We start from the raw sequence: 23,831 nt of genomic DNA, 5'->3' as shown, positions 1-23,831 counted from the left end.
ACCGGAAGGGGACCACCGTGAACGACCGACACGAGCACCACCACGGGCACGAGCACCACCACGGGAACGGACACCGGCACGCCCACGACCACCACGGCCGCCTGCGCGAGTGCCGTCACCGCCTCGCCCACCTCCTCAAACCCCACTCCCACGAGACCGCCGACAAGCTCGACTCCGCCCTGGAGTCCTCGGCCCGCGGCATGCGCGCACTGTGGGTCTCGCTGGCCGTGCTCGGAGTGACGGCGCTCGCGCAGGCGGCCGTGGTGGTCGTCTCCGGGTCGGTGGCGCTGCTCGGCGACACGGTGCACAACACCGCGGACGCGCTGACCGCCGTACCGCTGGGGATCGCCTTCGTGCTGGGCAGACGCGCGGCGACGCGCCGCTTCACCTATGGCTACGGACGGGCCGAGGACCTGGCAGGCATCGTCATCGTGCTGACGATCGCCGCGTCCGCGGCCTTCGCCGCGTGGACGGCCGTCGACCGGCTCCTCGACCCCCGCCCCGTGCAGCAGATCCCGGCCGTGGCCGTGGCGGCGATCGTCGGGTTCGCGGGCAACGAGTGGGTGGCCCGGTACCGGATCCGGGTCGGCCGCGCGATCGGCTCGGCCGCGCTGGTCGCGGACGGACTGCACGCCCGGACGGACGGATTCACCTCACTGGCCGTCCTGTTGAGCGCGGGCGGTGCGGCGCTGGGATGGCAACTCGCGGACCCGATCGTGGGGTTGGCGATCACGGCCGCGATCACGCTGGTGCTGCGGGACGCGGCCCGCGAGGTCTTCCGGCGCGTGCTGGACGCCGTGGATCCGGCCCTGGTGGACCGGGCCGAAGGCGCCCTTCGGGAGGTCGCCGGGGTGCGCGAGGTCGGCGAGTTGCGCATGCGCTGGATCGGGCACCGGCTGCGTGCCGAGGTGGCGGTCGTCGTGGACGGCGACGTGACGGTACGTCAGGCACACGCCATCGCCGTCGACGCCGAGCACGCCCTGCTGCACGCCGTCCCCCGGCTCACCGCGGCCCTGGTCCACGCCGACCCGGCACCGGTGCCTGGCGAGGCGGATCCGCATCTCGCCCTCGCGCACCACACCGCGGTCTGAGCTCGGGCGACCGACCCGGACGGCGGGCTCAGGCGACGCCGAGGCCCTCCAGTACGACGGCTCCCGGCAGCTCCGCGAACGCCTTGCCCGGCACCAGCAGCTTGCCGCGCCGGCGCCCGCTGCCGACCAGCACGTACGGCAGGTCGACGACGGCCGAGTCCACCAGCACCGGCCAGTCGCCCGGCAGTCCGATCGGGGTGATTCCGCCGTACTCCATGCCGGTCTCGCCGGTCGCGGTGTCCATCGAGGCGAACGACGCCTTGCGGGCACCGAGTTGACGGCGTACGACACCGTTCACGTCGACCCGCGTGGTGGAGAGCACGACGCACGCGGCGAGTGTCGTCTCGCCGCCGCGCTTGCCCGCGACGACCACGCAGTTCGCGGACTGTTCGAGCAGTTCCCGTCCGTAGTGCTCGACGAAGACGGCGGTGTCGGCCCACCGCTGATCGGTGTCGACGTAGACGATCTGGTCGGCAGGGACGCTGCCGTGCCAGGCGCGCAACGCGTCGGCGACCGGGCGGGTGAGCTCGTCGAGGCAGGCGGGGGCGGGGGTGGCGTTGTCGAAGCGTCCGATGGGTGCGTCCATGAGCGCACGCTAACAGGGCGGCAGAGGCCGCGACCCTGGCGTCTCAGTGCACGAGCGGGACCGACACCGTCAGCGTCATCTCCATCGGGACATCGCCCTGATTGGCGTAGATGTGGGGGGCGTTGGCCTCGAAGGTGACGCTGGAGCCGGCCGGGACGCGGTACTCCACACCCTCGACGGTCAGGGTGAGTTCGCCCGCCGTGACATGGGCGATCTCGACGGTGCCGACGGGGTGCGGGTCGGATCCGCTGCTCTCGCCCGGCATCAGCTTCCAGCCCCACATCTCCAGCGGGCCGGGCGCCTCCGCGCCCGCGAGGAGCTTGCTGTAGCTGCCCGCGTCCGTGTGCCACAGCCGGACCACCTGCTCCGGCGGGACGACGCGCACCTTGGGCCCCTGCTCGTAGTCGAGGAGCGTCGTGATGCTGACACCGAGCGCGTCGCCGATCTTGACCACGGTGCCGAGGCTCGGGTTGGTGCGGGCCTGTTCGATCTGGATGAGCATGCCGCGGCTGACCCCGGCCCGCGCGGCGAGCGTGTCCAGGGTGAAGCCGCGCTCGGTGCGCCAGCGTTTGACGTTGCGCGCCAGGGACTGGGTCAGCAGGTCGAGGTCCGACACATTCCGTCCTTGCGGAGTCCAATATCATGGATGACAGAGTTCACCTGACTGCACTACCGTGAGGTGCACCCGATCGTGCACCGAACTGTACTGCGAGGCTCCCGTGACAGCACTCTTCGCCCTGGCCACCAGCCTGCTGTGGGGGCTGGCCGACTTCGGCGGCGGACTGCTGACGCGGCGCACCCCGGCGCTCACGGTGGTCGTCGTCTCGCAGGCCATCGCGGCCGCCGTGCTCGGCGTGATCGTGGTCGCCACCGGCGGCTGGAGCGAGGCCGGTCCGCAGCTGTGGTTCGCGGTCGCCGCCGGCCTGGTGGGCCCGCTCGCCCTGCTCTGCTTCTACAAGGCGCTCGCGCTGGGCCCCATGGGCGTGGTCTCCCCGCTCGGCACCGTGGGCGTCGCCGTGCCGGTCGGCGTCGGTCTCCTCCTCGGCGAGCGGCCCGGACTGACGCAGGTCGCGGGTATCGCCGTCGCCGTGCTAGGCATCGCGCTCGCGGGCGGACCCCAGCTGCGGGGCGCGCCCGTGCAGCGGCAGGCCATCCTGCTCACGCTGGTCGCGGCCTTCGGCTTCGGCACGGTGTTCGCGCTGATCGCGGAGGCGTCGACCACCGTCACCGGTCTGTTCCTGGCGCTCTTCGTGCAGCGTGTGGTCAACGTGGCGGCGGGGGGCCTCGCGCTGTACGCCTCCGTGCGGCGCGGCGGCACCGCCCTCCCGGACGGCTCCTTCCCCTGGCGCTCCCTGCCGGCGCTCGCCTTCGTCGGCCTCGCCGATGTCGCGGCGAACGGCACCTATGTGGTCGCCGCCCAGCACGGCCCGGTCACCGTGGCGGCCGTACTCGCGTCGCTGTACCCGGTGGTCACCGCCCTGGCCGCGCGCGGCTTCCTGCGGGAACGGCTGCGGGGGGTGCAGGCGGCGGGCGCGGGACTGGCGCTGGTGGGCACGCTGCTGCTGGCGACCGGCTGACTCAGGACTCCGTGGCCGGCTCGGCCAGTTCGGCGGCCGGCTTCTCCTCCAGCTCCGCCAGCCTCGCCACCGTCTCCTCGTCCAGCCCGGCCAGCGCCTGGAGCTGCTCCGGGGTGATCCCGTCGGGTATCGGCACCGGCGCGGGCGTCCGCAGCGGCGGCTGCCAGCCGTCGTCGGGCGTCCAGCGGCGTACGACACGGGCGGGCGCCCCCGCCACCACGGCGTGGTCGGGCACCACGCCCCGGACCACCGCGCCGGCCGCGACCACGACGTTCCGCCCGATCCGCGCCCCCGGCAGGATCACGGCCCCGGTGCCGATCCAGCACCCCGGGCCGATCTCGACCGGCTCCATGCGGGGCCACTGCTTGCCGATGGGCTCGTGCGGATCGTCGTACGAGTGGTTCGTGGACGTGACGTAGACGTACGGCCCGAAGTAGCAGTCGCTGCCGATGGTGACCGTCGTGTCGGCGATGACATGGCTGCCGCGGCCCAGCACGACGCCGTCCCCTATCCGCAGGATCGGCTCCGGGCCGAGGTCGAGGTCGGGCATCAGACCGGCCGTCAGCGTCACCTGCTCGCCGACGATGCAGTGGGAGCCGAGGTGGATCCAGGGTTCGCCGAAGACGGTGCCGAGCGGGAAGGCCAGCCGGGTGGCCTCGCCGATCGAGCCGAAGTGGAATCGGCCGGGGTTTTCGGCGGTCACCGAACCTGTGCGCTGCGCCCAGGCCCAGCCCGCGTGGACGGCGCGCTGCGTGATGCTGCGCCGCCAGGACGAGAACGTGTTCTTGCGCTTGAGCACCCGCTCACCGTACTGAGCGTTCGGCTCCCTCATGCGGTCGAGGGCCTGTGATCTTCGCCCCACCGGGTGTCGTACGGTACGTCTGGACGTCGGCGGCAAGGAGAGGGCGATGACGCACAAGGCGCTGGTCATGGGTATCGGGGGCAGGGAACCGAAGATCGACGAGGCTGCGTTTGTGGCGCCGACGTCGTCGGTGATCGGGGACGTGACGCTTCAGGCGGGGGCCAGTGTCTGGTACGGCGCGGTGGTCCGGGGTGACGTGGAGCGGATCTCGGTCGGGGCTCAGTCCAATGTGCAGGACAACTGCACGCTCCATGCCGACCCGGGGTTTCCCGTGACCATCGGGGCGAGGGTGTCGGTCGGCCATAACGCCGTAGTGCATGGGGCGACCGTTGAGGACGACTGTCTGATCGGGATGGGGGCGACCGTGCTGAACGGTGCGGTGATCGGGGCGGGGTCGCTGGTCGCTGCACAGGCCCTGGTGCCGCAGGGGATGCGGGTGCCGCCCGGGTCGCTGGTGGCGGGGGTGCCGGCGAAGGTGAAGCGGGAACTCACTGAGGAAGAACGTCAGGGCGTCACGCTCAACGGCACCATGTACGCGGAGTTGGCGAAGGCTCACCGGGAAGAGCACGGGGCATAAGGCCGTACGCGGTCCGCGGGGTTCGCGGTGGCTGGTCGCGCCCGCGCGGCGGAGCCACACATCGATACAGCCCCGCGCCCCTTGCGGCGTCTTACTCCCCGGCGCCGATCGGTTCCGGCTCTCGGTGTGCCGTCTGGGCCTTCTTCGCCTTGCGCTTGATGATCAGCATGGACGTCAGGCCGATCAGGACCGCTGCGACCAGTCCCAGCCATGAGAAGCGCTTCAGCCAGGACTCGGCGACCACGCCCACGTAGTAGATGACCGCGGTCGTGCCGCCCGCCCAGAGGATGCCGCCGAAGACGTTGGCGGTGAGGAACTTCCAGTACGGCATCCGCAGGACGCCCGCGAGGGGGCCGGCGAAGATGCGCAGGAGGGCGACGAAGCGGCCGAAGAAGACGGCCCACATGCCCCACTTCTCGAAGGACCGCTCGGCGGTGGCGATGTGCCCCTCGCTGAAGTGCTTGGGGAATTTCCCGCCCAGCCACGCCAGGAGTGGACGGCCGCCCTTGCGGCCGATGGCGTAGCCGATGGAGTCGCCGATGATCGCGCCCGCGCTGGCGCATGCGCCGAGCACGAAGGGGTCGATGTCACCGTGCTGCGAGGCGAGGAGCGCGGAGGAGACCAGGATGATCTCGCCGGGCAGTGGAATGCCCAGGCTCTCCAGACCGATGACGACGCCCACCAGCAGATAGATGGCGAGCGGGGGCACCGTTTCGAGCCATTCCTGGACGTGCAACGCCGCTTCCTCTCCCTGTCCTGCACCCTGTGTTCCCGGCGCACGCTCGGCCTGCGAGCGCGCGCCGGGGCAGCCTACCCGTTCTGTGTGACGGTCTCGGTGTCCCACAGGTTGCACTGGTGCTCACGGTGCGCAGTGGTGCTCAGCACATTGCCGTGGGCGGATGCGGTGCGGAGGGACAGTACCGTCCCCGGCCGGGCCGGCATCGCGGGCTGTCCTGCGGCGCGCGGCTCGCCGTCCCGGACGAAGGAGCCCCAGTACTGGATCATCTGCCGGGCCAGCGTCCGCTGCTCGGCGTTCAGCGGTGACTCCAGGCCGAAGTGCTTGAACAGGTACTGGAGCTCATTGACGTGGGTGGCGCCGAAGTCGAAGTCCGTGCCGAGGTTGCGCAGGGAGGCGAAGGGCGGGGAGGTGCGGTCGGCGAACTCGTACATGTAGACCTGGCCGCGTCCGGCGAGCGTGCCGTCGAGGCGGAGCGCCGAGCAGGCGAACATCTGGTCGCCCTGGGCGGTGGCGTACGCGATGGTCGGGGAGGGGTACGACGACAGGGGGTAGCTTGCGAGGGCCTCGTCGCCGTAGTCCGCCCGCATGACGGCCGGGTACTGCTCGGCGGTGAGCGGCGTGCCGTTCACGTCGAACCGGGCGAAGGCGAACAGTCGGCCCTCGTCCTGGTTGGCCCCGTTCATGACCGGCACCCCGGCTGCGGCCCCGCGTTCGAACGCCTCCTGCGGCTGCCTCGGCAGGAAGGCGCCGCCGACCACCGGCGCCCAGTCGAAGCCGTTCTGCGCGGCCAGGATCTCGGCGGCCGGCTTGGCGCGCAGACAGGCCAGGTCGGTGCAGCCGAGCTTCTCCGCGAAGGCGGCGCCCTGGGACACAGCCGTCCCGTGCGGACGCGCACCGCAGTCGCCGTACGCCCCGCTCTGGATGATCCCCGCCCGGTAGAGGCCCTTCGCCGACGGCGAGGCCAGCTGGGTGCAGACCGAGCGACCGCCCGCCGACTCGCCCGCGATGGTCACGCGGCCCGGGTCGCCGCCGAAGTGGCCGATGTTGGCCCGGACCCAGCGCAGGGCGGCCTGCTGGTCGAGCATGCCGAAGTTGCCGGAGACCCCGTCGCGCGCCTCGTCGTCGAGGCCGGCCGTGGCGAGGAAGCCCATCGCCCCGAGGCGGTAGTTGACGGTGACGACGACCGTGCCGGTCTGCCGGGCGAAGGTGTCGGGGACGACGTCCTGACCGGCCCCGCCGGTGAGTCCTCCCCCGTGGAACCAGACCATGACCGCACGACGGGCGGCGCCCGCGGGGGCGTACACATTGAGGTCGAGACAGTCCTCGGTGTGGCTGGGTCGCTCATAGCCGGGGTCCCAACTCACCCCCTGCACACACTTGTTGCCGAAGTCCCGCGCCGCCCGCACTCCTTGCCAGGGCCGGACGGGTCGCGGCTCCTTCCAACGGAGCTTTCCGACGGGTGGCTCGGCGTAAGGGATACCGAGGAACTGGCGTCCCTCGGCGGTGGTTTCCCCCCGCACCCAGCCCGCGGTGGTGCGGACGACGGGGTCGTCGGCGGCCTGTGCGGGCACGGGGGTGACGAGTGCGGCCGCGAGGGCCATCAGTGCGACGGACATACGACGGATCACGGGTCCACCTTCGCGTTCGTGAGCATGGGAACCACTGGCGCGGCGGGAAAACTACGAACCACAGTGACTCGTGTCAATGACGTGAACGAGGAACGGCTGAATGACGTCTGACATCGATCAGAGCCGAAGGGGCGAAGGGGACTGGGGAGACTGGGGGGACTGAGGGCTGAACGTCTGAAGGGGCTGAAGTGTCACCCCGGCGCGCCGGGGACCGGGGTGACCCTGGCTGGTGGCTGGACTAGTGGAGGGCGGAGTCGAGCCTGCTCGTGGCGGTGCCGACGATCGTGGCCACGGTGGCCGGCGCCTCGGCCGGGAGGGCCGCTACGGCATCGACGGGGGCGGCGGGGACGGGGGTGGCCGGCTCGGCCTCGTAGCCGGATTCGTCCTGGACATACCGTGTCTCGTACCGCGGCTGCGGGTCCTCCTCCGGCCCGCCCTGCGGGAGTTCGGGGACGGCGCCGTCCGGCGACTCGCGCTCGGGTACCACGGGCGCGGTGTCCTTCTCCTCGCGCGGCTCCTCCTGCTGGAGCCGCTTCTCGGGTCCCTCCTCGGGCCCCTCCTCGCGTACGTCCGCGAGCCCTCCGTCGAGCAGCCAGCGCTGTGCCTCGGATCCGTCCCGCTCGTCGAGCACCACGCTCACGCCCTTGCCGGACGCGACCGCCAGCCCCTCGGAGCGGCGGGGCAGGAGTTCGCCGTGGACGGTGAGGTCGTAGCGCACCTCGCCGGCGTGCGCGAGGCAGTTCGCCAGGACGACCACGCCCTCGTCGGGGCCGGAGTCGAGGCACAGGGTGGGGTCGGCGGCGCTGCGCAGCAGGCCGTTGTCCCGGTACGACCACTGCTGGGACACGGCGGACGAGCACTGGGCCAGCTCGGCCCGGGCACCGGTGCGGACCTCGCCGTCACGGAGGTCCAGACACAGGCCGCGGTCGAGGTTGCGGAGCCTGCCCTGGGCGATCTCGACGGGTTCCTCGGCCGAGGCGGCCGAGGGTGATCCGCCGGAGGAGGGCGGGGACACGGCACCCGGGTGCGCGGTCCTGCCGCTGGGTGCGCCCCAGGTGGCGTGCGGGCCGGGGACGCCGTTCTCCTCGGTCCAGCCCCTGGCGGTGAGGACCGTCACGAGCAGGGCGAGCGAGGACACACCGACTCCCACGGCGAGGGCCCTCGCGCGTCCGCGTGGCGGGTCGAGCCGCTCGGGGCGGTGCCGTCCGCCGCGTCGGCGGCGGTCGCACGGTGTCGTTGCGGAGCCGCCTCGTCCGGGCCGGGAGTCGAGATAGCGCCGGGCGCCCCAGCCGAGCACGGTTTCGGCGAGCAGTACGTCCAGGCCGCCCTCGAAATGGCTGAGCTGCTCGGCGGCGTGACGGCAGTAGCGGCACTCCGTCAGATGCTGTTGGACATCGGGCAGCAGGGCGCCGCCCCGGCGCATGGGGACATCGAGGAGGCGGTTGTAGTAGCGGCATTCCCGGGTGGGCGCGAGTTCGCGATGGGCGCGTACGCAGCCCGTCCGGAATTGCTCGCGCACTCCCTCCAGCGCCGCCGACGCGGTGTCCGCATCCACCCCCAGCAGACCAGTGGGTATGGTTATCGGTTCGGCTTCGACCTCGGTGTGCCAGAGGAGGCATTGCGAGGCCCCCGGCAGAGCCCGGAATGCGCGCTCGGCGATTTGCCGCCTTTCGGGCGTCACGGACCGCGCGGCGCGCAGCCCGCGCCCGCCGGTCGGTTTGCCGAGTTCCGGCATGAGGGCGGAAATACCGCCGTCGGCCACCCACTCCTTCACCAGCTCCCGTACGGCGGTGAGCAGTTGAGGGCGCAGTGCGCCGCCGGCGGGTCGGCCGAGCACGCGATGGAACGCCGCGGCGGCCACCATGGCGGCCGAACTCGCCGTGGACACCAGGCAGATGGCCGCGTAGTCGTAGGTGGCACGCCAGTGCCGTGCCATCAGCAGGGCGACGGCACGGGCGTTCGCATCGGCTTTGCCCAGGCTCGCGACGAGATCGCGGTCGGACTCTCCGAGGCTCACCCCGGGCCGTGGCGGGTACGGCGGTCGTGGGGGGTAAGGGGATTGCACTGAACCATTTCCTTCCCAGCCGCAGGACGACAAGGGGAATGCGCGTCCGTCGGAAAGCAGGTGCTTGATTGGTGCATACCTAGGCCGCGTCGGATGTGGACCGGCTATCGGGTCGCTCACTTTCGCACAAGCAACGCGCAGGAAACAAGAAGTTCGAGTGACCAACGTTCAAAAACCAAGGAATTCAGAAAAGTTACCGCCGGTATCCGCACCCACATTCGAAATCGCCGTCCGCCAGGCGTCAAGTTGTGTGCAGACAAGGCGCATTGGTCCACGGAATCTTCAATTCCGCATGCCGCACAGGAAGCTCCGAGGTTTCTCTCGGCGTGCTCTCATCCCCGTGCTCCACCATGAGCCGCATGATCGTCCCCCACACGACACCCCTGTCCGAGCCCGCCCCCGAACGGGCCCGCACCGTCCGCAAGGCGGTCGTCCCGGCGGCAGGACTCGGCACGCGCTTCCTGCCCGCGACCAAGGCGACCCCCAAGGAGATGCTGCCGGTCGTCGACAAGCCGGCCATCCAGTACGTCGTGGAGGAGGCCGCGGCGGCCGGTCTCGACGACGTGCTGATGATCACCGGTCGACACAAGCGGGCCATCGAGGACCACTTCGACCACGCCTTCGAGCTGGAGCAGGCACTCGCGGCCAAGGGCGACACCGTACGGCTGGACGCGGTGCGCGACCCGGCCCGGCTCGCCGACATCCACCACATCCGCCAGGGCGACCCCCTCGGTCTCGGTCACGCGGTGCTGTGCGCCCGCCATCACGTCGGGGACCAGCCGTTCGCCGTCCTCCTGGGCGACGACCTCATCGACCCGCGCGAGACCCTGCTCAGCCGGATGCTGGACGTCCGCGACCGTTACGAGGGCAGTGTGGTCGCCCTCATGGAGGTCCCGCCCGAGCAGATCCACCTCTATGGCTGTGCGGCCGTCGAGCCGTCGCGGCCGGGGGAGGACGGCGTCGTCCGCGTCACGGGTCTCGTGGAGAAGCCGTCGCGCGAGGACGCGCCGAGCCGTTACGCGGTCATCGGCCGCTACGTCCTCGACCCGGCCGTCTTCGGCGTCCTGGACCGCACCCCGCCCGGGCGCGGCGGCGAGATCCAGCTGACCGACGCCCTACGGGAACTCGCGGCGGACGGGACGGTCCACGGAGTCGTGTTCGACGGCCTGCGCTACGACACCGGCGACAGGGCGGACTATCTGCGCACGGTGGTTCGGCTGGCGTGCGACCGGGCGGACCTGGGGCCGGAGTTCGTGGCCTGGCTGAAGCAGTTCGTGGCGGGCCTGGAGGCCACCGGGGCAAGGCGGGACCGGTTCGCGGCTTGAGCGCCGGCGGCCCGGAGGAAGGACAGGGGCCCCGCACAGGGCCCCTGCTCGCTTCCGCGCCGTAGGGCTCAGCCGTTCGGCCGCAGGGTCCAGACGACGGTCATCTCCCCGGTGACGGCGCCGTCACCGCGCTGGATCTCGATGGCCACGGGGAACTCGGGGCGCTCCCCCGCGTCCAGCTGCGCCACGACCTCGGCGGCCGGGCGGCCCAGCGTCGCGGTGGCCGTGACGGCGCCCATGGCGAGCTTCTTGTAGGAGATCTCGGCGCTGACGGCGAGCGGCACGGCACGCGAGAGCTGGTCACCGAACGCGGCCAGCACGATCGCCCCGCTGGCGGACTCCCCGAGCGTGAACATGGCGCCGGCGTGCGGCCCGCCCACATGGTTGTGGTACTCGCTCTGGTCCGGCAGAGCCACCACGGCCTTCTCCGGCGTGGTCTCCAGGAACTGGAGGTTCAGGGTCCGGGCCATCGGCACGGTGGCGGCGAGCATCTCGCCGATCGACATCTGGTCTGCGCTCATGGCCGCCATGTTACCCATGAGTAGGTACCGGGGAACAGGCCGATGCGATGTGACGAGCGTCGTACGCCCTGGCGGACGAAGTGGTGCAACCGGCCCGTGACCTGCAATTCGTTTGGCAAACCGGCGTCGGGGCCGCGATAGTCGGCCGGTGACCTCCGCCGCCGATCTCCGCCCCCGCTCCCGCCGCCCCTCCTGGGCGGGCCGCAACTACAGCCTGCTGACCGCCGCGGCGTTCGTCACGAACCTCGGCAGTCACGGTGCGCTGATCGCCGCGGCGTTCGCCGTCCTGGAGGCGGGCGGCGACGGCGGTGACGTGGGGCTCGTGGCCGCCGCCCGCACCCTGCCCCTGGTGCTCTTCCTGCTGATCGGCGGCGCCGTCGCGGACCGTCTCCCGCGGCACCGCGTGATGGTCGCGGCCAACGCCCTCAACTGCCTCTCGCAAGCCGCCTTCGCCGCGCTGATCCTGACCGGGGAGGCGCAGCTGTGGCAGATGATGCTGCTGACCGCCCTCGGCGGCACCGGCCAGGCGTTCTTCAGCCCGGCGGCCGAGGGCATGCTCCTGTCTTCGGTCCGGGGGGAGCAGGCGAGCCGGGCGTTCGCCGTGTTCCGGATGGCGATGCAGGGGGCGGCGGTCGGCGGTGCCGCGCTCGGCGGTGCCATGGTGGCCGCGATCGGGCCCGGGTGGGTGCTGGCGGCGGACGCGGCGGCCTTCGCGGTCGCCGGTTCCCTGCGGGCGTTCCTCGACGTGAGTCACGTTCCGGCGCGCACGCCGGGCGGCGGCATGCTCGCGGATCTGCGGGACGGCTGGCGGGAGTTCGCCGGGCGGCCGTGGCTGTGGGCCATCGTCGTCCAGTTCTCCATCGCCAACGCGGTCGTCGGCGCCGCCGACGCCGTCTACGGCCCGCTCGTCGCCCGGGACCATCTCGGCGGGGCGGGCCCGTGGGGCCTGGCCCTGGGCTTCTTCGGGGCGGGCACGGTCGCCGGCGCGCTGCTCATGACCCGCTGGAAGCCGCGCCGGCTGCTCCTCGCCGGCACCCTGTGCGTCTTCCCGCTCGCCCTCCCCTCCGCCGCGCTCGCCGTGCCGGTACCGGTCGCCGTCCTGTGCGCGGTGATGTTCCTGACCGGCGTGACGCTGGAGGTGTTCGGCGTCTCCTGGATGACCGCGCTCCATCAGGAGATCCCGGAGGAGAAGCTGTCCCGGGTGTGCGCGTACGACTGGTTCGGCTCGGTCGCCCTGGTCCCGCTGGCGACCGCGCTGGCCGGCCCGGCGGAGACGGCGTTCGGGCGCACGTCGGCACTGTGGGGCTGCGCCGCGCTCGTCGTGGTCGTCACGGCCGCGGTCCTGTGCGTACCGGACGTACGGAACCTACGGCGTCGTACCAAGCAGGTGACCGCCGGAACCCGGCTCGACTCAGCCGATGCTGAACGCCCCGTCGGGGGGCTCGGGTGACGGCACGGCGTCCTCGTCCCGCACCGGCCGCGCCCCGCCGATGAACCGCCGCAGGGCGAGCCCCTGTTCGACCCGGGCCGGGAAGGCGTCGGAGGCGGTGAGCCGGACCAGGGCGGCCGTGTCGAGGGGCCGGTGCGCGGCGACGAGCACCGCGTTGCCGAACCGCCGGCCGCGCAGCACACCCGGCTCGGCGATCAGCACCAGCTCCTCGAAGAGCGTGGCGTAGGTGGCGAGCTGGGAGCGCAGGAAGGCGAACGGCGCGGCGTCGGCGAGGTTCGCCAGATAGACGCCGCTCCCCCGCAGCACCCGCTCGGCCTCTCGGACGTACGCGACCGACGTCAGATGCGCCGGCACCCGTGACCCGCCGAAGACATCGGCGACCAGCACGTCGGCGGAGTCGTCCGGGGCCGCCTCCAGCCAGGCGCGCGCGTCCCCGGCGTGCAGCCGGATGCCGGCCCCGTCCGGAACCGGCAGATGCTCGACGACCAGCTCCAGCAACCCCCGATCTGCCTCGACGACGTCCTGCCGCGAGCCGGGCCGGGTGACGGCCAGATACCGGGGCAGGGTGAGCGCCCCACCCCCGAGATGCAGCACGTCCAGCGCCCGCCCCGGCTCCGCGACGGTGTCCAGGACATGCCCGAGGCGGCGCGCGTACTCGAACTCCAGATACTCCGGCTCGTCCAGATCGACATACGACTGCGGAGCACCGTCGACGGTGAGCAGCCAGGCCCGCTTCCGGTCGACGTCGGGCATCAGCTTGGCGGTGCCGTAGTCGACGGACCGGGTGACGGGTATGGGTTCGCTCACCTCCATATTGTGCCGGGGACTTTCGACAGGGGCACGGGAGCGCCCCTTTCAGGGGTGCGGGGGACTGCGCGACCAGCCACGATGGACCCGCAGTCCCCCACGAACCGCACAACCCTCATTCAACGGCTGTGACGGTTCCCGCCCCGACGGTCCGCCCGCCCTCACGGATGGCGAATCCGAGCCCGGGCTCCAAAGGCACCTCACGCCCCAGCTCAACGGTCATGGTGACCGTCTGTCCAGGCCGCGCGACCGCAACCGCACCGAGGTCGACGTTCCCCACCACATCCGCCGTACGGATGTAGAACTGAGGCCGATAGCCACTGGAAACCGGCGTCGAACGACCACCTTCACGCGCCGACAACACATACACCTGCGCCGAGAACCGACTCCGAGGCACCACACTCCCCGGCGCGGCCACGACATGCCCCCGCCGGACGGCGTCCCGCGGAACCCCGCGCAGCAACAGCGCCACGTTGTCCCCGGCCTGCGCCTCGTCCATCGGCTTGCCGAAGGTCTCCAGGCCGGTGACCACGGACTCCAGCCCGGCCCCGAGCACTTCGACCCGGTCGCCCACCCGCACGGTACCTCGCTCGACCGCGCCGGTGACGACGGTTCCCCGGCCGGTGATGGTGAGCACGTTCTCGACGGGCAGCAGGAACGGCGCGTCCACATACCGCTCGGGCATCGGCACGTACGTGTCCACCGCGTCGAGCAGCGCCTCGACGGAAGCCGTCCACTTCGGGTCGCCTTCCAGGGCCTTCAGCCCCGACACCCGTACGACGGGCGCGGCGTCGCCGCCGTAGCCGTGCTCGGTGAGCAGGTCGCGGACCTCCAGCTCGACGAGGTCGATGAGCTCCTCGTCGCCCGCGTCGGCCTTGTTGAGGGCGACGACGATGTGGTCGACGCCCACCTGCCGGGCGAGCAGCACGTGTTCGGCGGTCTGCGGCATGATCCCGTCGAGCGCGGAGACGACGAGGATCGCCCCGTCCAGCTGCGCGGCGCCGGTGACCATGTTCTTGACGTAGTCGGCGTGGCCGGGCATGTCGACGTGCGCGTAGTGGCGGGTGTCGGTCTCGTACTCGACGTGCGCGATGTTGATGGTGATGCCGCGCGCGGCCTCCTCCGGCGCCCGGTCGATGCGGTCGAAGGGCACGAACGTGCCGGCTCCGCGCTCGGCGAGGACCTTGGTGATGGCGGCGGTCAACGTGGTCTTGCCGTGGTCGACATGACCCATCGTGCCGATGTTCAGATGCGGTTTGGTGCGCACGTATGCCGTCTTGGGCATGGCTGTACCTCGAAGTCTCTACAGAAGTCTCTGCGTAGGAGAGGGGGACCCCAAGGACTTGCCGACCCTCCCCCTGCGGGGTCCGCCGGACTGTCCGGGGAGGGTCAGCTTCGGGCGCCGTCGACGGCAGCCAGGAAGACGAGAACGGCAGCCTTCGGGGCATCCGCGACCGCGGATGCTGCGAAGAGGAAGGCGTGCCGGAACATGACGTCGATCATCGTCGACGCTTTGCCCGACGTCGAATGGTTTTTCGCGGTACGGGACTTACGAGACCTACGGGACTTCAGGCGCCGATGTTCTTCAGCGCCTCCCGCACCGACAGCGGTGCGAACCGCCCCCGCTCCCGCGCCAGGAAGTCCCGTACGGCGTCCGGGTCGGTCTTGGCGTACTCGCGCAGACACCAGCCGATGGCCTTGCGGATGAAGAAGTCCGGGTGCCCGGACTGGCGCAGGCAGTATGCGAAGAGGCGCCGGGAGTCGGTGTGTTCCTTGTAACGCAGCTGGTGGAGCAGGGCGGTGCGGGCGACCCACAGGTCGTCGTCGGCGATCCAGGCGTCCATGTCCTCCGTGAGCTTCGGGTCGGCGGCGACGAGTCCGCCGACGACGTGGGCGGCGAGCAGGTCGACGGTGTCCCACCAGGAGACGGTGGTGATCAGCTGCCGGGTCACCGGAAGGAAACCGGAGGAACAGCGCCCCACGTGCCGGCGCAGATAGTCGACGGCGAAGTAGTGGTACTCGCGCTCGGGAAGCTGCCAGCAGCGCAGTGCGATGGCCGTGCAGTCGGCCTCGTCGGGGCGCGGTGTGCCCTGAAGGACGGTGCGGGACAGGGCGCGGCGCTCGGGCGTCGGGACGCCGAGGAAGGGGGCGACGTCCTTCATGTACGCCCGGGCGGCGGCGGCCCGCTCCGGGTCCGCGGCGGCGCCGTACATGGCGGTGAGCCGCTCCAGGACCGTGTCGGCCAGATCACTGCGCGGAACTTCTGTTGTTCCCGCACCTGTGACGCTCATGAGACGAACCATACGGCGATCACACATCTTTGTCGGTTACTGTCGCCGGATGCTCGACGATGCCACCACCCGCTCTGGGGGCACCGCCATCGCCCCTCCCCGGGCCGCCGCCACGGAGCTCGCTGTCCCCGTAACCGTCCCCGTTCCCGGGGGCTTCGCCGCCCGCTGCACGAGAACGCTGCTCTCGCCGTGGTCGCGGCTGTCCCTGCTCGTGCTGCTGCTCGCGGCCGCCGCGTCGTCCGTGCTGCTCTTCGAGCCGCAGAAGATCCTGGCGGACGGCTGGCCGCCCCAGATCGAGGGCTCGGCCGCGGTGGTGCTGTTCGCGGTGGCGTACGGCCTGGTCACGGTGGCCTTCGTGCCGCGGCCGCTGCTGAACCTCGCGGCGGGCGCGCTCTTCGGCTCCGAGTGGGGCATCGGCGCGGCCCTGGCGGGCACGGTGCTGGGCGCGGGCATCGCCTTCGGGCTGGGCCGGCTGCTGGGCCAGGAGGCACTGCGCCCGTTGCTGCGCGGCCGGTGGCTGAAGGCGGCGGACGGCCAGTTCAGCAAGCACGGATTCCGCTCGATGCTGGCGGTGCGGCTGTTCCCCGGTGTGCCGTTCTGGGCCGCGAACTACGCCGCCGCCGTCTCGCGGATGGGGTACGTCCCGTTCCTGCTGGCGACGGCGCTCGGGTCGATCCCCAACACCGCCGCGTACGTCGTCGCCGGCGCCCGCGCCTCCGCGCCGACGTCGCCCGCCTTCCTGATCGCGTTGGCCTGCATCGCCGTACCGGCGCTGGCCGGTGTGGTGGTGGCATGGCGCAAGCGCCACCACCTTCGCGGCCACTGAGCCGTTCCGCGGTTCCGCCGTTCAGTCACCTGCGGATCGGATCCGCCTACACCGTCTCCAGGATCATCGCGTTGGCGAGGCCGCCCGCCTCGCACATCGTCTGCAGCGCGTAGCGGGCGCCGCGCTCGCGCATCGCGTGCACCAGGGTCGTCGTGAGACGGGTGCCGCTGGCGCCGAGCGGGTGACCGATCGCGATCGCGCCGCCGTGCACGTTGACCTTGGCCAGGTCGGCGCCGGTCTCCTGCTGCCAGGCCAGGACCACGCTGGAGAATGCCTCGTTGACCTCGAAGAGGTCGATGTCGCCGAGGGACAGGCCCGCCCGGCGCAGCACCTTCTCCGTCGCCGGGACCACACCGGTGAGCATGAGGATCGGGTCGGATCCGGTGACGGCGAAGCTGTGCAGGCGGGCGAGGGGGCGCAGGCCGAGGCGGGCGGCGGTCTCGCTGGAGGTGATGAGGACGGCGGAGGCGCCGTCGTTGACGGGGCTGGCGTTGCCCGCGGTGACGTTCCACTCGATCTGCGGGAAGCGCTCGGCGAAGACCGGGTCGTGGTAGGCGGGCTTGAGGCCGGCGAGGATCTCGGGGGTGCTGCCCGGTCGTACGCACTCGTCGCGGGAGAGGCCGTCCAGGGGTGCGACCTCACTGTCGAAGAGGCCGTTGTCCCAGGCCGCGGCCGCCTTGCGGTGCGAGGAGACGGCGAACGCGTCCATCTGCTCGCGGGTGATCGACCACTTGGCGGCGATGAGCTCGGCGCTGATGCCCTGCGGGACGAGCCCTTCCGGGTAGCGCTCGGCGACGCCGGGGCCGAAGGGGTCCTTGCCGGGCGGCACGTTGGACCACATCGGCACCCGGCTCATCGACTCGACGCCACAGGCGACGACCAGGTCGTACGCGCCCGAGATGACGCCCTGGGCGGCGAAGTGCACGGACTGCTGGGAGGAGCCGCACTGGCGGTCCACGGTGGTCGCCGGGACCGTCTCCGGGAAGCCCGCCGAAAGGGCGGCGTAACGGGTGGTGTTCATGGCCTGCTCGCCGACCTGGTCGACGGTGCCGCCGATCACGTCGTCGATCAGCGCCGGGTCGACACCCGAGCGCTCGACGAGGGTGCGCAGGGTGTGGGCGAGGAGCTCGACGGGGTGGACGTGTGCCAGGGAGCCGTTCGGCTTGCCCTTGCCTATGGGGGTGCGTACGGCTTCGACGATGACGGCGTCACGCATGGTGCGGGCCTCCCGATTACCGGTGAGTAGGAAATCCAAACTCACCATAACCTCATGGGTTGGAAAATCAAACCAATCGGGTTGGAAAGTCGAACCCGCCGCTTAGACTGAGCGGCATGGCCGCCACCAAAGATCCGCGCCCCTGTTCCATCGCCGACGCCCTGGCGCTCGTCGGCGAGAAGTACTCCCTGCTGGTCCTGCGTGAGGTGTGCCTGGGCAACGGCCGCTTCGACCAGCTCGTGCGCAACATCGGCGCCCCGCGCGACATCCTGGCCACCCGGCTGCGCCGCCTCGTCGACGCCGGCATCCTCACCAAGCGCGCCTACAGCGAGCGTCCGCAGCGGTTCGAGTACCGGCCGACGCAGGCGGGACTGGAGCTGGAGCCGGTTCTGATGACCCTCATGGCATGGGGCGACCGCCATCTCCGCAAGGACGACGACCGCCCCATGGTGATCGAGCACGTCTGCGGCAACGAACTGGCCCCGGTCGTCACCTGCCGGGCCTGCGGCGACCCGGTGCGGCACGAGGACCTGGCGGCCCACCCCCAGGTGTCCGGTTGGACGGTGTCGGGGCCGTCAGCCGCGTAGGCGGCTTATCACCAGGGATGCGACTCCAGGTACTTGACGATCTCATCCCGCTCCCACGCCCCGTCGGCCACGACGACCCGGTAGCTGCGGGTGAGGGTGTCGCCGGGCGCCAGTTCCAGCTCGGCATGGAACGCCCAGGACGGGGCCACGCCCGCGAAGGGTTCGTTGCGTACGAACCAGTGGGCGGGGTGGGCGCCCCGGTCGCCGGCGTGGTCGTTCTCGGGGGCGTGCGCGAAGACGAGGGTCGCGTGGCCGTCGGTGCCGTCGTGCTCGCCGGAGTAGGCCAGCCAGGGCGCCTGTTCGCCCATCAGGCCGGGGCCCTCGGCGTCCGGGGCGATGATCCGGCCGCCCTGGAAGGCGCGCGGGCCGCGCCAGAACAGGCCCGTGTATCCGGCCATGCCGCGCCCGGCGGTGGTGGGGCTGCCGAACCGCAGCGGCACCTCGCGCCGGTTCGTCACGGCGCTCGTCCAGGTCAGGGCCCATGAGCCGGACTCCGGCTCGATGTCGTGCACCTCGACCCGGCGCTGCTCGTCGGCCCACAGCTCACCGCCGTGGGGATGCCAGGTCAGCCGCTCGGCGATGACGACACGGTCGCCGTCCGAGGAGACCTCGTCGAAGCCGACGTGCCGCATCGACCCGACACGCTCGGGGAGTTCGAGATACCCCTGCCCGTGGACATAGGAGTTGCCTCCCCACAGATTGGCCCCGGACAGGTGCGAGGCCGTCAGCGACAGGCCCTTGTGCCAGCGGTGGTCGTTGGGCCGGTAGTCGGTGACGACGCCACCCGCGAGGGTCCGCAGCGGGTGGACGTACGGCTTCGGGGCCTCCCAGGCCGCCTCCGGCCGGTAGACGTAGGAGAGCAGTTCGACGCCGGTGGCCGACTCGGTCACCGTGGCGCGGTCGCCGTGCGCGTGGACGATACGGAGCCCGGTCACGCGGCGGCTTCCTCGCCCGGCACGGACGGCTCACCCATGACGGGCGCCCAGCCGGGCGCACCCCCGTGCATCGCCGAGTAGAAGGGGTCTCCGGGGCCGATCTCCCCCGCCCGCACCGTCGCGTCCGTGAACGCCGACTTGTACAGCGCGGCGATCAGCTCCAGGCTCGTGCGCCCGTCCGCGCCGCTGCTGCGCGGCCGCTCCCCCGCGCGCATGCTCGCGACCAGCTCCCGCAACTGCTCCAGATGCGAACTGGGCCGGTCCGCGCCGAAGTCCTGCCAGGCCGCGGCCTCGGCGTCCGGCACGCCCCGGGCGGGCGTGATGCGCCAGTTGTCGTTGCGGTGCCCGTACAGGTGGGTGAGTTCGACGGTGGCGCGCTCGCAGTCGACGCGGATGCGGCTGACCTCGTCGGGGCTCAGCACGCTGTTCACGACGGTCGCCATCGCACCGTTCGCGAAGCGGACCAGTGCCGTCGACACGTCCTCCGTCTCGACGTCGTGCACCAGCCGGCCGGCCATGGCGCGCACCTCGCTCCACGGTCCGAGCAGGTCGAGCAGCAGATCCATCTGGTGGATCCCGTGCCCCATCGCGGGGCCGCCGCCCTCGGTCTGCCAGCGGCCGCGCCAGGGTACGGCGTAGTAGGCGGTGTCCCGGTACCAGGTGGTCTGGCAGTGCGCCACGAGCGGGCGCCCCATGGCCTGCTCGGTGAGCAGCCGTCGTACGTGCCGGGTCCCCGAGCCGAAGCGGTGCTGGAACACGATCGAGGCGTAGGGGCCGCCGTCCTCGCCCTCCTCCGCCTCCACGGCGTCGAAGTCCGCGAGGCTCGGCACCGGCGGCTTCTCGCACCACACCCAGGCACCGGCACGCAGCGCGGCGACGGTCTGGTCGCGGTGCAGGGTGGGCGGTGTGCAGATGACGACCAGATCGGGGCGCTGCTCCTGGAGCATCACGTCGAGATCGGTGTACGGACGGGGCACCTCAGCCGCAGACACGGTCCCGGTCGCGGCCACCGCCCCAGCCCCAGTCCCAGTCGCGGTCGCTGCTGCGGCCACCGTCGCAGCCGCGGTCGTGCAGAAGTCCTCGGCCGACTCCGCGGCGATGTCCACGGCCGCGACGATCTCCGTCTCGCCCTCCCCGGCAAGCCCGGCGAGCGCGGGCAGGTGGGAGTCGCGGGCGATGGCGCCGGTGCCGATCACGGCGACCCTGATGCGGCGGCCGGTCAGCGGGGCCGGGCGGGAAGGGGCGTGGCGCTGGTTCGTCCCGGGAGCGGTCTCGGCTGTAGCCATGTGCGGATCGGACTCCTCCGGGACAACGGGCGACGCCGAAGGGCGTCCAGGGACGGGCGACGGATGGGCAGCAAGCGCTTTCCGCTCGCTGCAACGTAAGCGGCGGCCCCGCAGCAGGTCAACACCGGTATGGCAGGGGTGGGGCCGGCGCCGGCCGAGCCCCCTGTGCCGGGGCCGTCATCGCGGGGCGCTACGCTGCCCCTCGACACGCGCGATCACTGTGCCGCCGACGCGGTGTCCTCCGTCATCCCTTGCCACGATCAGCACTTGGACTCCGTAACTTCATGTCTTGGTTTGAATCGCTCATCCTCGGACTCGTCCAGGGCCTGACCGAGTTCCTCCCCGTGTCCTCCAGCGCGCATCTGCGGCTGACCGCGGCGTTCTCGGGCTGGGAGGACCCGGGCGCGGCCTTCACCGCGATCACCCAGATCGGCACGGAGGCCGCGGTACTGATCTACTTCCGCAAGGACATCGGGCGGATCATCTCGGCGTGGACGCGGTCGCTGGTCAACAAGGAGATGCGGCGGGACCATGACGCCCAGATGGGCTGGCTGGTGATCGTCGGCTCGATCCCTATCGGTGTGCTCGGCCTGACGCTGAAGGACCAGATCGAGGGCCCGTTCCGTGACCTGCGCATCACGGCGACCATGCTGATCGTCGTCGGCGTCATCATCGGCGTCGCCGACCGGCTGGCGGCACGCGACGAGTCGGGGGGCCGGCACCGCGCCGCCAAGCAGCGCAAGTCGCTCGAGGACCTGAACGTGAAGGACGGCCTGATCTTCGGCCTGTGCCAGTCCGCGGCGCTCATCCCCGGTGTCTCCCGCTCCGGCGCGACCATCAGCGGCGGCCTCTTCATGGGCTACCAGCGCGAGGCCGCGGCCCGCTACTCCTTCCTCCTCGCGATCCCGGCCGTCCTCGCCTCCGGCCTCTTCGAGCTCAAGGACGCGATGGAGAGCGATCACGTCACCTGGGGCCCGACGATCTTCGCGACGGTGATCGCCTTCGTGACCGGTTACGCCGTCATCGCATGGTTCATGAAGTTCATCTCGACCAAGAGCTTCATGCCGTTCGTCTATTACCGCGTCGCGCTCGGCATAGTCATCATCGTCCTGGTCAGCGCGGGTGTGCTGTCTCCTCACGCGGCCGAATCCGGCGGCTGAACCAGGGCCGCACAGGTAGCGCTATCTAGCATTTTCTAGCGCCTGACTGCACCACTCCGCCATGATCATCTCCCACTTGTCTCCCACTCATCTCCCACCGGGGAGGCGGGATACGCCCCACTAGGACGTGTGCGTCCGCAAAGTAGGGGATGACACGGAAGGGCCCGCACTGCCGTGCGGGCCCTTCCGTGCAGAGGGTGGAGCGGGTCCGCTCAGGTCAAGGCGGTCCAGGAGGGCCCGGACGCGGTCGGGGAAGGCCTTCTGTGGGTCCGGGCTGCCCCTGGGCAGCGCCAGCGCGGCGGCCACGATGACGTCGCCGAACTCCTTCTCGACGTCCTGCCAGGTGGCTGTTGCCCTTGAGCGGGTTGGCGCCGAGGGCGCCAGTGATGACCTCCGCCGCCTCTCTATACTCCTCCCCGATCTTGAGGACACGGGCTGGCCGCCCAGCCGGCCGACACCTGATCCGGAACGAGGGCCGACCGCATTCGGGAGGGAGAGCGCAGTCGGCCCACCGCCGGGGCTGCGGGAAGCGACGCAGCTCGGAGAGCAGTCCCGCAGCATTCCTCAGCCTGCCGCACCGATGGCTTGCATGGACGCGAAGCCGCGACGCTCCTGAAGAGTCAGACCTCCGGGCGATGCCATGGTCATCCTCACTGTCAGGCGAGCCTTCCCACTCCGAGCCGGCCCGCCGTAGTGCGTGGGCTTCGCACCGGCAGAGGCACCGGATAGCGAGTTACTCTCACCGATGAGACTATCATTGAGGATAGTCATGTCGAGGAGAGTGCATCGTGAACGGCTTCATCGGGCGCCGGACCGAACTCGGCCTCTTGCGAGACCTGCTGCGCACGGTGCAGGCGGGCAGCAGAGTCGGACGACCGGGCCGCGCCGTCCTGATCCGCGGGCGCCGAAGGGTAGGCAAGTCGCGGCTCGTAGAAGAGTTCCTGGAACGAGCAGGGCTTCCGCACGTCTTCTTCACCGCCATCGGCGGCTCCCGAGACGAGGACCTGGCGGGCTTCACAGCCGAATTGGCCGCGTCCACCCTGCCTGACGCCAGCCGCTTCTCGGACTTCGCCACACCACAGAGCTGGGATGCGGCCCTAAGCCTGCTCGCCACCGCTCTCCCCTCCGACGCACCCAGCATTGTCGTACTCGATGAGATGCCCTATCTCGTGCGTGAGGACGCCAGCTTCGAGGGAGCCTTGCAGAAGTCCTTCGACCGGACCCTGTCCAAACTCCCGGTCCTGCTGATCCTCATCGGTTCGGACATCGCCATGATGGAACAGCTCAACACCTACGGACGCCCCTTCTATCAGCGTGGCACCGAGATGGTCGTCCCCGCTCTCACCCCCCACGACGTCGCCTCCATGCTCGACCTGGCCTCGGCCGACGCCTTCGACGCTCACCTCATCACGGGCGGCCTTCCCCTGATCCTGGAGGAATGGCCCCACGGCGCCGGCCTGTGGGACTACCTCGAACAGGCTCTCACCCGGCCCACCTCCGCACTCCTCGTCAGCGGCGAACGCACCCTGGCCGCCGAATTCCCCACCGAAGCGCAAGCCCGCACCGTCCTCAGCGCCATCGGCCACGGCGAACGCACCTTCACACTCATCGGCCGAGCCGCCGGCGGCCTCCACCCAGGCTCCGTCAAACGCTCCCTGGAACTCCTCACCGGCCGCCGCATGGTCGCCGCCGAACTCCCCCTGTCCACCAAGCCGAGCCGCGAGACGCGCTACCGCATCGACGACCCCTACCTGCGGTTCTGGCTCTCCTTCATCGGCCCCGGCATCCCCGCCGTCGAACGCGGCCGCGGCGACCGGGTTCTCGACTCCATCCGAACCAGCTGGACATCCTGGCGCGGGCGCGCCATCGAACCCGTCATCCGCGAAGCCCTCTGGCGCCTGACCGACGACTGGCTCCCCGAGGGCACCGGCGCCGTCGGAGGCTACTGGACCCGCACCAACGACCCGGAGATCGACCTCATCGGCGCCGACCGCTCCCCCATCGCAAAGAAGATCACCTTCACCGGATCCATCAAATGGCTTGAGAACAAGCCCTTCGACCAGCGCGACCTGGCCCGCCTGATCACCCATCGCTCCCAGCTTCCCGGGGCCGACGACGACACCCCCCTGCTCGCGGTCGCCCGCAGCGGCTGCACCGCGGAAGGAATCACCACCCTCACCCCGGAAGACCTACTCACCGCTTGGAACTGAGCGGGGACTCAAGACCGTTCAGCTCGCGCACCGCGATACGTCGTCGAGCCCGCCGTGAACGCCGGCCTCACCTTGCCCTACCACAACGGCCG

At 71.2% G+C, this 23,831-nt stretch carries 22 protein-coding genes; 9 read left to right on the top strand and 13 right to left on the bottom strand.

Annotated elements, in window-relative coordinates:
• Positions 1 to 17 precede the first annotated feature (17 nt).
• On the top strand, positions 18 to 1,091 hold the full coding sequence (locus tag ADK36_RS26895) for a cation diffusion facilitator family transporter (protein ID WP_053199388.1): 1,074 nt from the start codon (positions 18 to 20) through the stop codon (positions 1,089 to 1,091).
• A gap of 28 nt (positions 1,092 to 1,119) precedes the next feature.
• Here the strand turns inward: ADK36_RS26895 and ADK36_RS26890 are convergent, their stop codons facing one another.
• Positions 1,120 to 1,677 carry a YbaK/EbsC family protein gene (locus tag ADK36_RS26890; protein WP_048584105.1) on the bottom strand — a complete coding sequence of 186 codons (558 nt, stop codon included), beginning with the start codon at positions 1,675 to 1,677 and terminating at the stop codon, positions 1,120 to 1,122.
• Between the two features lie 43 nt (positions 1,678 to 1,720).
• Entirely contained in the window at positions 1,721 to 2,293 is a 573-nt protein-coding gene (locus tag ADK36_RS26885) for a helix-turn-helix domain-containing protein (protein ID WP_048584104.1), read from the bottom strand.
• A gap of 103 nt (positions 2,294 to 2,396) precedes the next feature.
• On the opposite strand from ADK36_RS26885, the gene ADK36_RS26880 reads away from it, so the two are divergent.
• Positions 2,397 to 3,254, top strand: coding sequence for a DMT family transporter (locus tag ADK36_RS26880; RefSeq protein ID WP_048584129.1), 858 nt, complete (start codon positions 2,397 to 2,399; stop codon positions 3,252 to 3,254).
• Position 3,255: 1 nt separating this feature from the next.
• Here ADK36_RS26880 and ADK36_RS26875 read toward each other — a convergent pair whose 3' ends face one another.
• Positions 3,256 to 4,053, bottom strand: a complete 798-nt coding sequence (locus ADK36_RS26875) for an acyltransferase (RefSeq protein WP_048584103.1) — start codon at positions 4,051 to 4,053, stop codon at positions 3,256 to 3,258.
• A 109-nt stretch (positions 4,054 to 4,162) separates the two neighbouring features.
• On the opposite strand from ADK36_RS26875, the gene ADK36_RS26870 reads away from it, so the two are divergent.
• Positions 4,163 to 4,693 (top strand): gamma carbonic anhydrase family protein, encoded by a 531-nt coding sequence (locus ADK36_RS26870; protein WP_048584102.1) that lies wholly within the window; start codon positions 4,163 to 4,165, stop codon positions 4,691 to 4,693.
• Positions 4,694 to 4,784: 91 nt separating this feature from the next.
• Here the strand turns inward: ADK36_RS26870 and ADK36_RS26865 are convergent, their stop codons facing one another.
• The 3 genes from ADK36_RS26865 to ADK36_RS26855 form a co-directional block, all read right to left on the bottom strand.
• On the bottom strand, positions 4,785 to 5,429 hold the full coding sequence (locus tag ADK36_RS26865; protein WP_048584101.1) for a DedA family protein: 645 nt from the start codon (positions 5,427 to 5,429) through the stop codon (positions 4,785 to 4,787).
• A gap of 74 nt (positions 5,430 to 5,503) precedes the next feature.
• Positions 5,504 to 7,060: a carboxylesterase/lipase family protein gene (locus ADK36_RS26860; RefSeq protein WP_234329887.1), complete on the bottom strand. Its 1,557-nt coding sequence runs from the start codon at positions 7,058 to 7,060 to the stop codon at positions 5,504 to 5,506.
• Positions 7,061 to 7,298: 238 nt separating this feature from the next.
• Positions 7,299 to 8,924: an RICIN domain-containing protein gene (locus ADK36_RS26855; protein WP_053199386.1), complete on the bottom strand. Its 1,626-nt coding sequence runs from the start codon at positions 8,922 to 8,924 to the stop codon at positions 7,299 to 7,301.
• A gap of 560 nt (positions 8,925 to 9,484) precedes the next feature.
• On the opposite strand from ADK36_RS26855, the gene galU reads away from it, so the two are divergent.
• The gene (gene galU / locus ADK36_RS26850; RefSeq protein WP_053199374.1) at positions 9,485 to 10,450 is read left to right on the top strand and encodes a UTP--glucose-1-phosphate uridylyltransferase GalU; all 966 of its coding nucleotides are present in this window, start codon (positions 9,485 to 9,487) and stop codon (positions 10,448 to 10,450) included.
• Between the two features lie 68 nt (positions 10,451 to 10,518).
• Here the strand turns inward: galU and ADK36_RS26845 are convergent, their stop codons facing one another.
• Positions 10,519 to 10,956 (bottom strand): DUF4442 domain-containing protein, encoded by a 438-nt coding sequence (locus ADK36_RS26845; RefSeq protein WP_030052741.1) that lies wholly within the window; start codon positions 10,954 to 10,956, stop codon positions 10,519 to 10,521.
• A 163-nt stretch (positions 10,957 to 11,119) separates the two neighbouring features.
• Between ADK36_RS26845 and ADK36_RS26840 the strand changes: the two genes are divergently transcribed.
• On the top strand, positions 11,120 to 12,421 hold the full coding sequence (locus ADK36_RS26840; protein ID WP_053199372.1) for an MFS transporter: 1,302 nt from the start codon (positions 11,120 to 11,122) through the stop codon (positions 12,419 to 12,421).
• Here ADK36_RS26840 and ADK36_RS26835 read toward each other — a convergent pair.
• The 3 genes from ADK36_RS26835 to ADK36_RS26825 form a co-directional block, all read right to left on the bottom strand.
• Entirely contained in the window at positions 12,383 to 13,228 is an 846-nt protein-coding gene (locus tag ADK36_RS26835; protein ID WP_199830253.1) for a spermidine synthase, read from the bottom strand. The genes ADK36_RS26840 and ADK36_RS26835 overlap by 39 nt on opposite strands.
• Positions 13,229 to 13,343: 115 nt before the next feature.
• On the bottom strand, positions 13,344 to 14,513 hold the full coding sequence (tuf, locus tag ADK36_RS26830) for an elongation factor Tu (protein ID WP_048584095.1): 1,170 nt from the start codon (positions 14,511 to 14,513) through the stop codon (positions 13,344 to 13,346).
• A gap of 283 nt (positions 14,514 to 14,796) precedes the next feature.
• Complete coding sequence (locus ADK36_RS26825; RefSeq protein ID WP_048584094.1) at positions 14,797 to 15,519, bottom strand: DNA alkylation repair protein; 723 nt, start codon at positions 15,517 to 15,519, stop codon at positions 14,797 to 14,799.
• A gap of 49 nt (positions 15,520 to 15,568) precedes the next feature.
• Here ADK36_RS26825 and ADK36_RS26820 point away from each other — a divergent pair, with 49 nt between their 5' ends.
• Entirely contained in the window at positions 15,569 to 16,345 is a 777-nt protein-coding gene (locus tag ADK36_RS26820) for a TVP38/TMEM64 family protein (protein ID WP_053199370.1), read from the top strand.
• Positions 16,346 to 16,391: 46 nt separating this feature from the next.
• Here the strand turns inward: ADK36_RS26820 and ADK36_RS26815 are convergent, their stop codons facing one another.
• On the bottom strand, positions 16,392 to 17,561 hold the full coding sequence (locus ADK36_RS26815) for a thiolase family protein (RefSeq protein ID WP_053199368.1): 1,170 nt from the start codon (positions 17,559 to 17,561) through the stop codon (positions 16,392 to 16,394).
• Between the two features lie 116 nt (positions 17,562 to 17,677).
• Here ADK36_RS26815 and ADK36_RS26810 point away from each other — a divergent pair, with 116 nt between their 5' ends.
• The gene (locus tag ADK36_RS26810; protein ID WP_053199366.1) at positions 17,678 to 18,148 is read left to right on the top strand and encodes a winged helix-turn-helix transcriptional regulator; all 471 of its coding nucleotides are present in this window, start codon (positions 17,678 to 17,680) and stop codon (positions 18,146 to 18,148) included.
• 8 nt (positions 18,149 to 18,156) lie between these two features.
• On the opposite strand, the gene ADK36_RS26805 is transcribed toward ADK36_RS26810, so the two are convergent.
• Together ADK36_RS26805 and ADK36_RS26800 are read right to left on the bottom strand one after the other, a co-directional pair.
• The gene (locus ADK36_RS26805) at positions 18,157 to 19,083 is read right to left on the bottom strand and encodes a PmoA family protein (protein WP_053199364.1); all 927 of its coding nucleotides are present in this window, start codon (positions 19,081 to 19,083) and stop codon (positions 18,157 to 18,159) included.
• Positions 19,080 to 20,369: a Gfo/Idh/MocA family protein gene (locus ADK36_RS26800; protein ID WP_053199362.1), complete on the bottom strand. Its 1,290-nt coding sequence runs from the start codon at positions 20,367 to 20,369 to the stop codon at positions 19,080 to 19,082. The genes ADK36_RS26805 and ADK36_RS26800 overlap by 4 nt, the downstream gene beginning before the upstream one ends.
• Positions 20,370 to 20,653: 284 nt before the next feature.
• On the opposite strand from ADK36_RS26800, the gene ADK36_RS26795 reads away from it, so the two are divergent.
• Both ADK36_RS26795 and ADK36_RS26790 read left to right on the top strand, forming a co-directional pair.
• On the top strand, positions 20,654 to 21,529 hold the full coding sequence (locus ADK36_RS26795) for an undecaprenyl-diphosphate phosphatase (RefSeq protein WP_048584088.1): 876 nt from the start codon (positions 20,654 to 20,656) through the stop codon (positions 21,527 to 21,529).
• A 788-nt stretch (positions 21,530 to 22,317) separates the two neighbouring features.
• The gene (locus ADK36_RS26790) at positions 22,318 to 23,739 is read left to right on the top strand and encodes an ATP-binding protein (RefSeq protein WP_048584087.1); all 1,422 of its coding nucleotides are present in this window, start codon (positions 22,318 to 22,320) and stop codon (positions 23,737 to 23,739) included.
• Positions 23,740 to 23,831: the final 92 nt, after the last annotated feature.

Source organism: Streptomyces viridochromogenes, assembly GCF_001270495.1.
Taxonomy (GTDB): Bacteria; Actinomycetota; Actinomycetes; order Streptomycetales; family Streptomycetaceae; genus Streptomyces; species Streptomyces viridochromogenes_A.
This window is presented reverse-complemented; position numbering and strand designations above follow the sequence as displayed.

Excerpts from the sequence above, each read along its gene's own strand:
- ADK36_RS26800 (WP_053199362.1), bottom strand. The coding sequence starts at position 20,369 with ATGGCTACAGCCGAGACCGCTCCCGGGACGAACCAGCGCCACGCCCCT.
- galU (WP_053199374.1), top strand. The coding sequence starts at position 9,485 with ATGATCGTCCCCCACACGACACCCCTGTCCGAGCCCGCCCCCGAACGG.
- tuf (WP_048584095.1), bottom strand. The coding sequence starts at position 14,513 with ATGCCCAAGACGGCATACGTGCGCACCAAACCGCATCTGAACATCGGC.
- ADK36_RS26795 (WP_048584088.1), top strand. The coding sequence starts at position 20,654 with ATGTCTTGGTTTGAATCGCTCATCCTCGGACTCGTCCAGGGCCTGACC.
- ADK36_RS26820 (WP_053199370.1), top strand. The coding sequence starts at position 15,569 with ATGCTCGACGATGCCACCACCCGCTCTGGGGGCACCGCCATCGCCCCT.
- ADK36_RS26870 (WP_048584102.1), top strand. The coding sequence starts at position 4,163 with ATGACGCACAAGGCGCTGGTCATGGGTATCGGGGGCAGGGAACCGAAG.
- ADK36_RS26890 (WP_048584105.1), bottom strand. The coding sequence starts at position 1,677 with ATGGACGCACCCATCGGACGCTTCGACAACGCCACCCCCGCCCCCGCC.
- ADK36_RS26845 (WP_030052741.1), bottom strand. The coding sequence starts at position 10,956 with ATGTCGATCGGCGAGATGCTCGCCGCCACCGTGCCGATGGCCCGGACC.
- ADK36_RS26825 (WP_048584094.1), bottom strand. The coding sequence starts at position 15,519 with ATGAGCGTCACAGGTGCGGGAACAACAGAAGTTCCGCGCAGTGATCTG.
- ADK36_RS26855 (WP_053199386.1), bottom strand. The coding sequence starts at position 8,924 with ATGGTGGCCGCCGCGGCGTTCCATCGCGTGCTCGGCCGACCCGCCGGC.
- ADK36_RS26815 (WP_053199368.1), bottom strand. The coding sequence starts at position 17,561 with ATGCGTGACGCCGTCATCGTCGAAGCCGTACGCACCCCCATAGGCAAG.
- ADK36_RS26810 (WP_053199366.1), top strand. The coding sequence starts at position 17,678 with ATGGCCGCCACCAAAGATCCGCGCCCCTGTTCCATCGCCGACGCCCTG.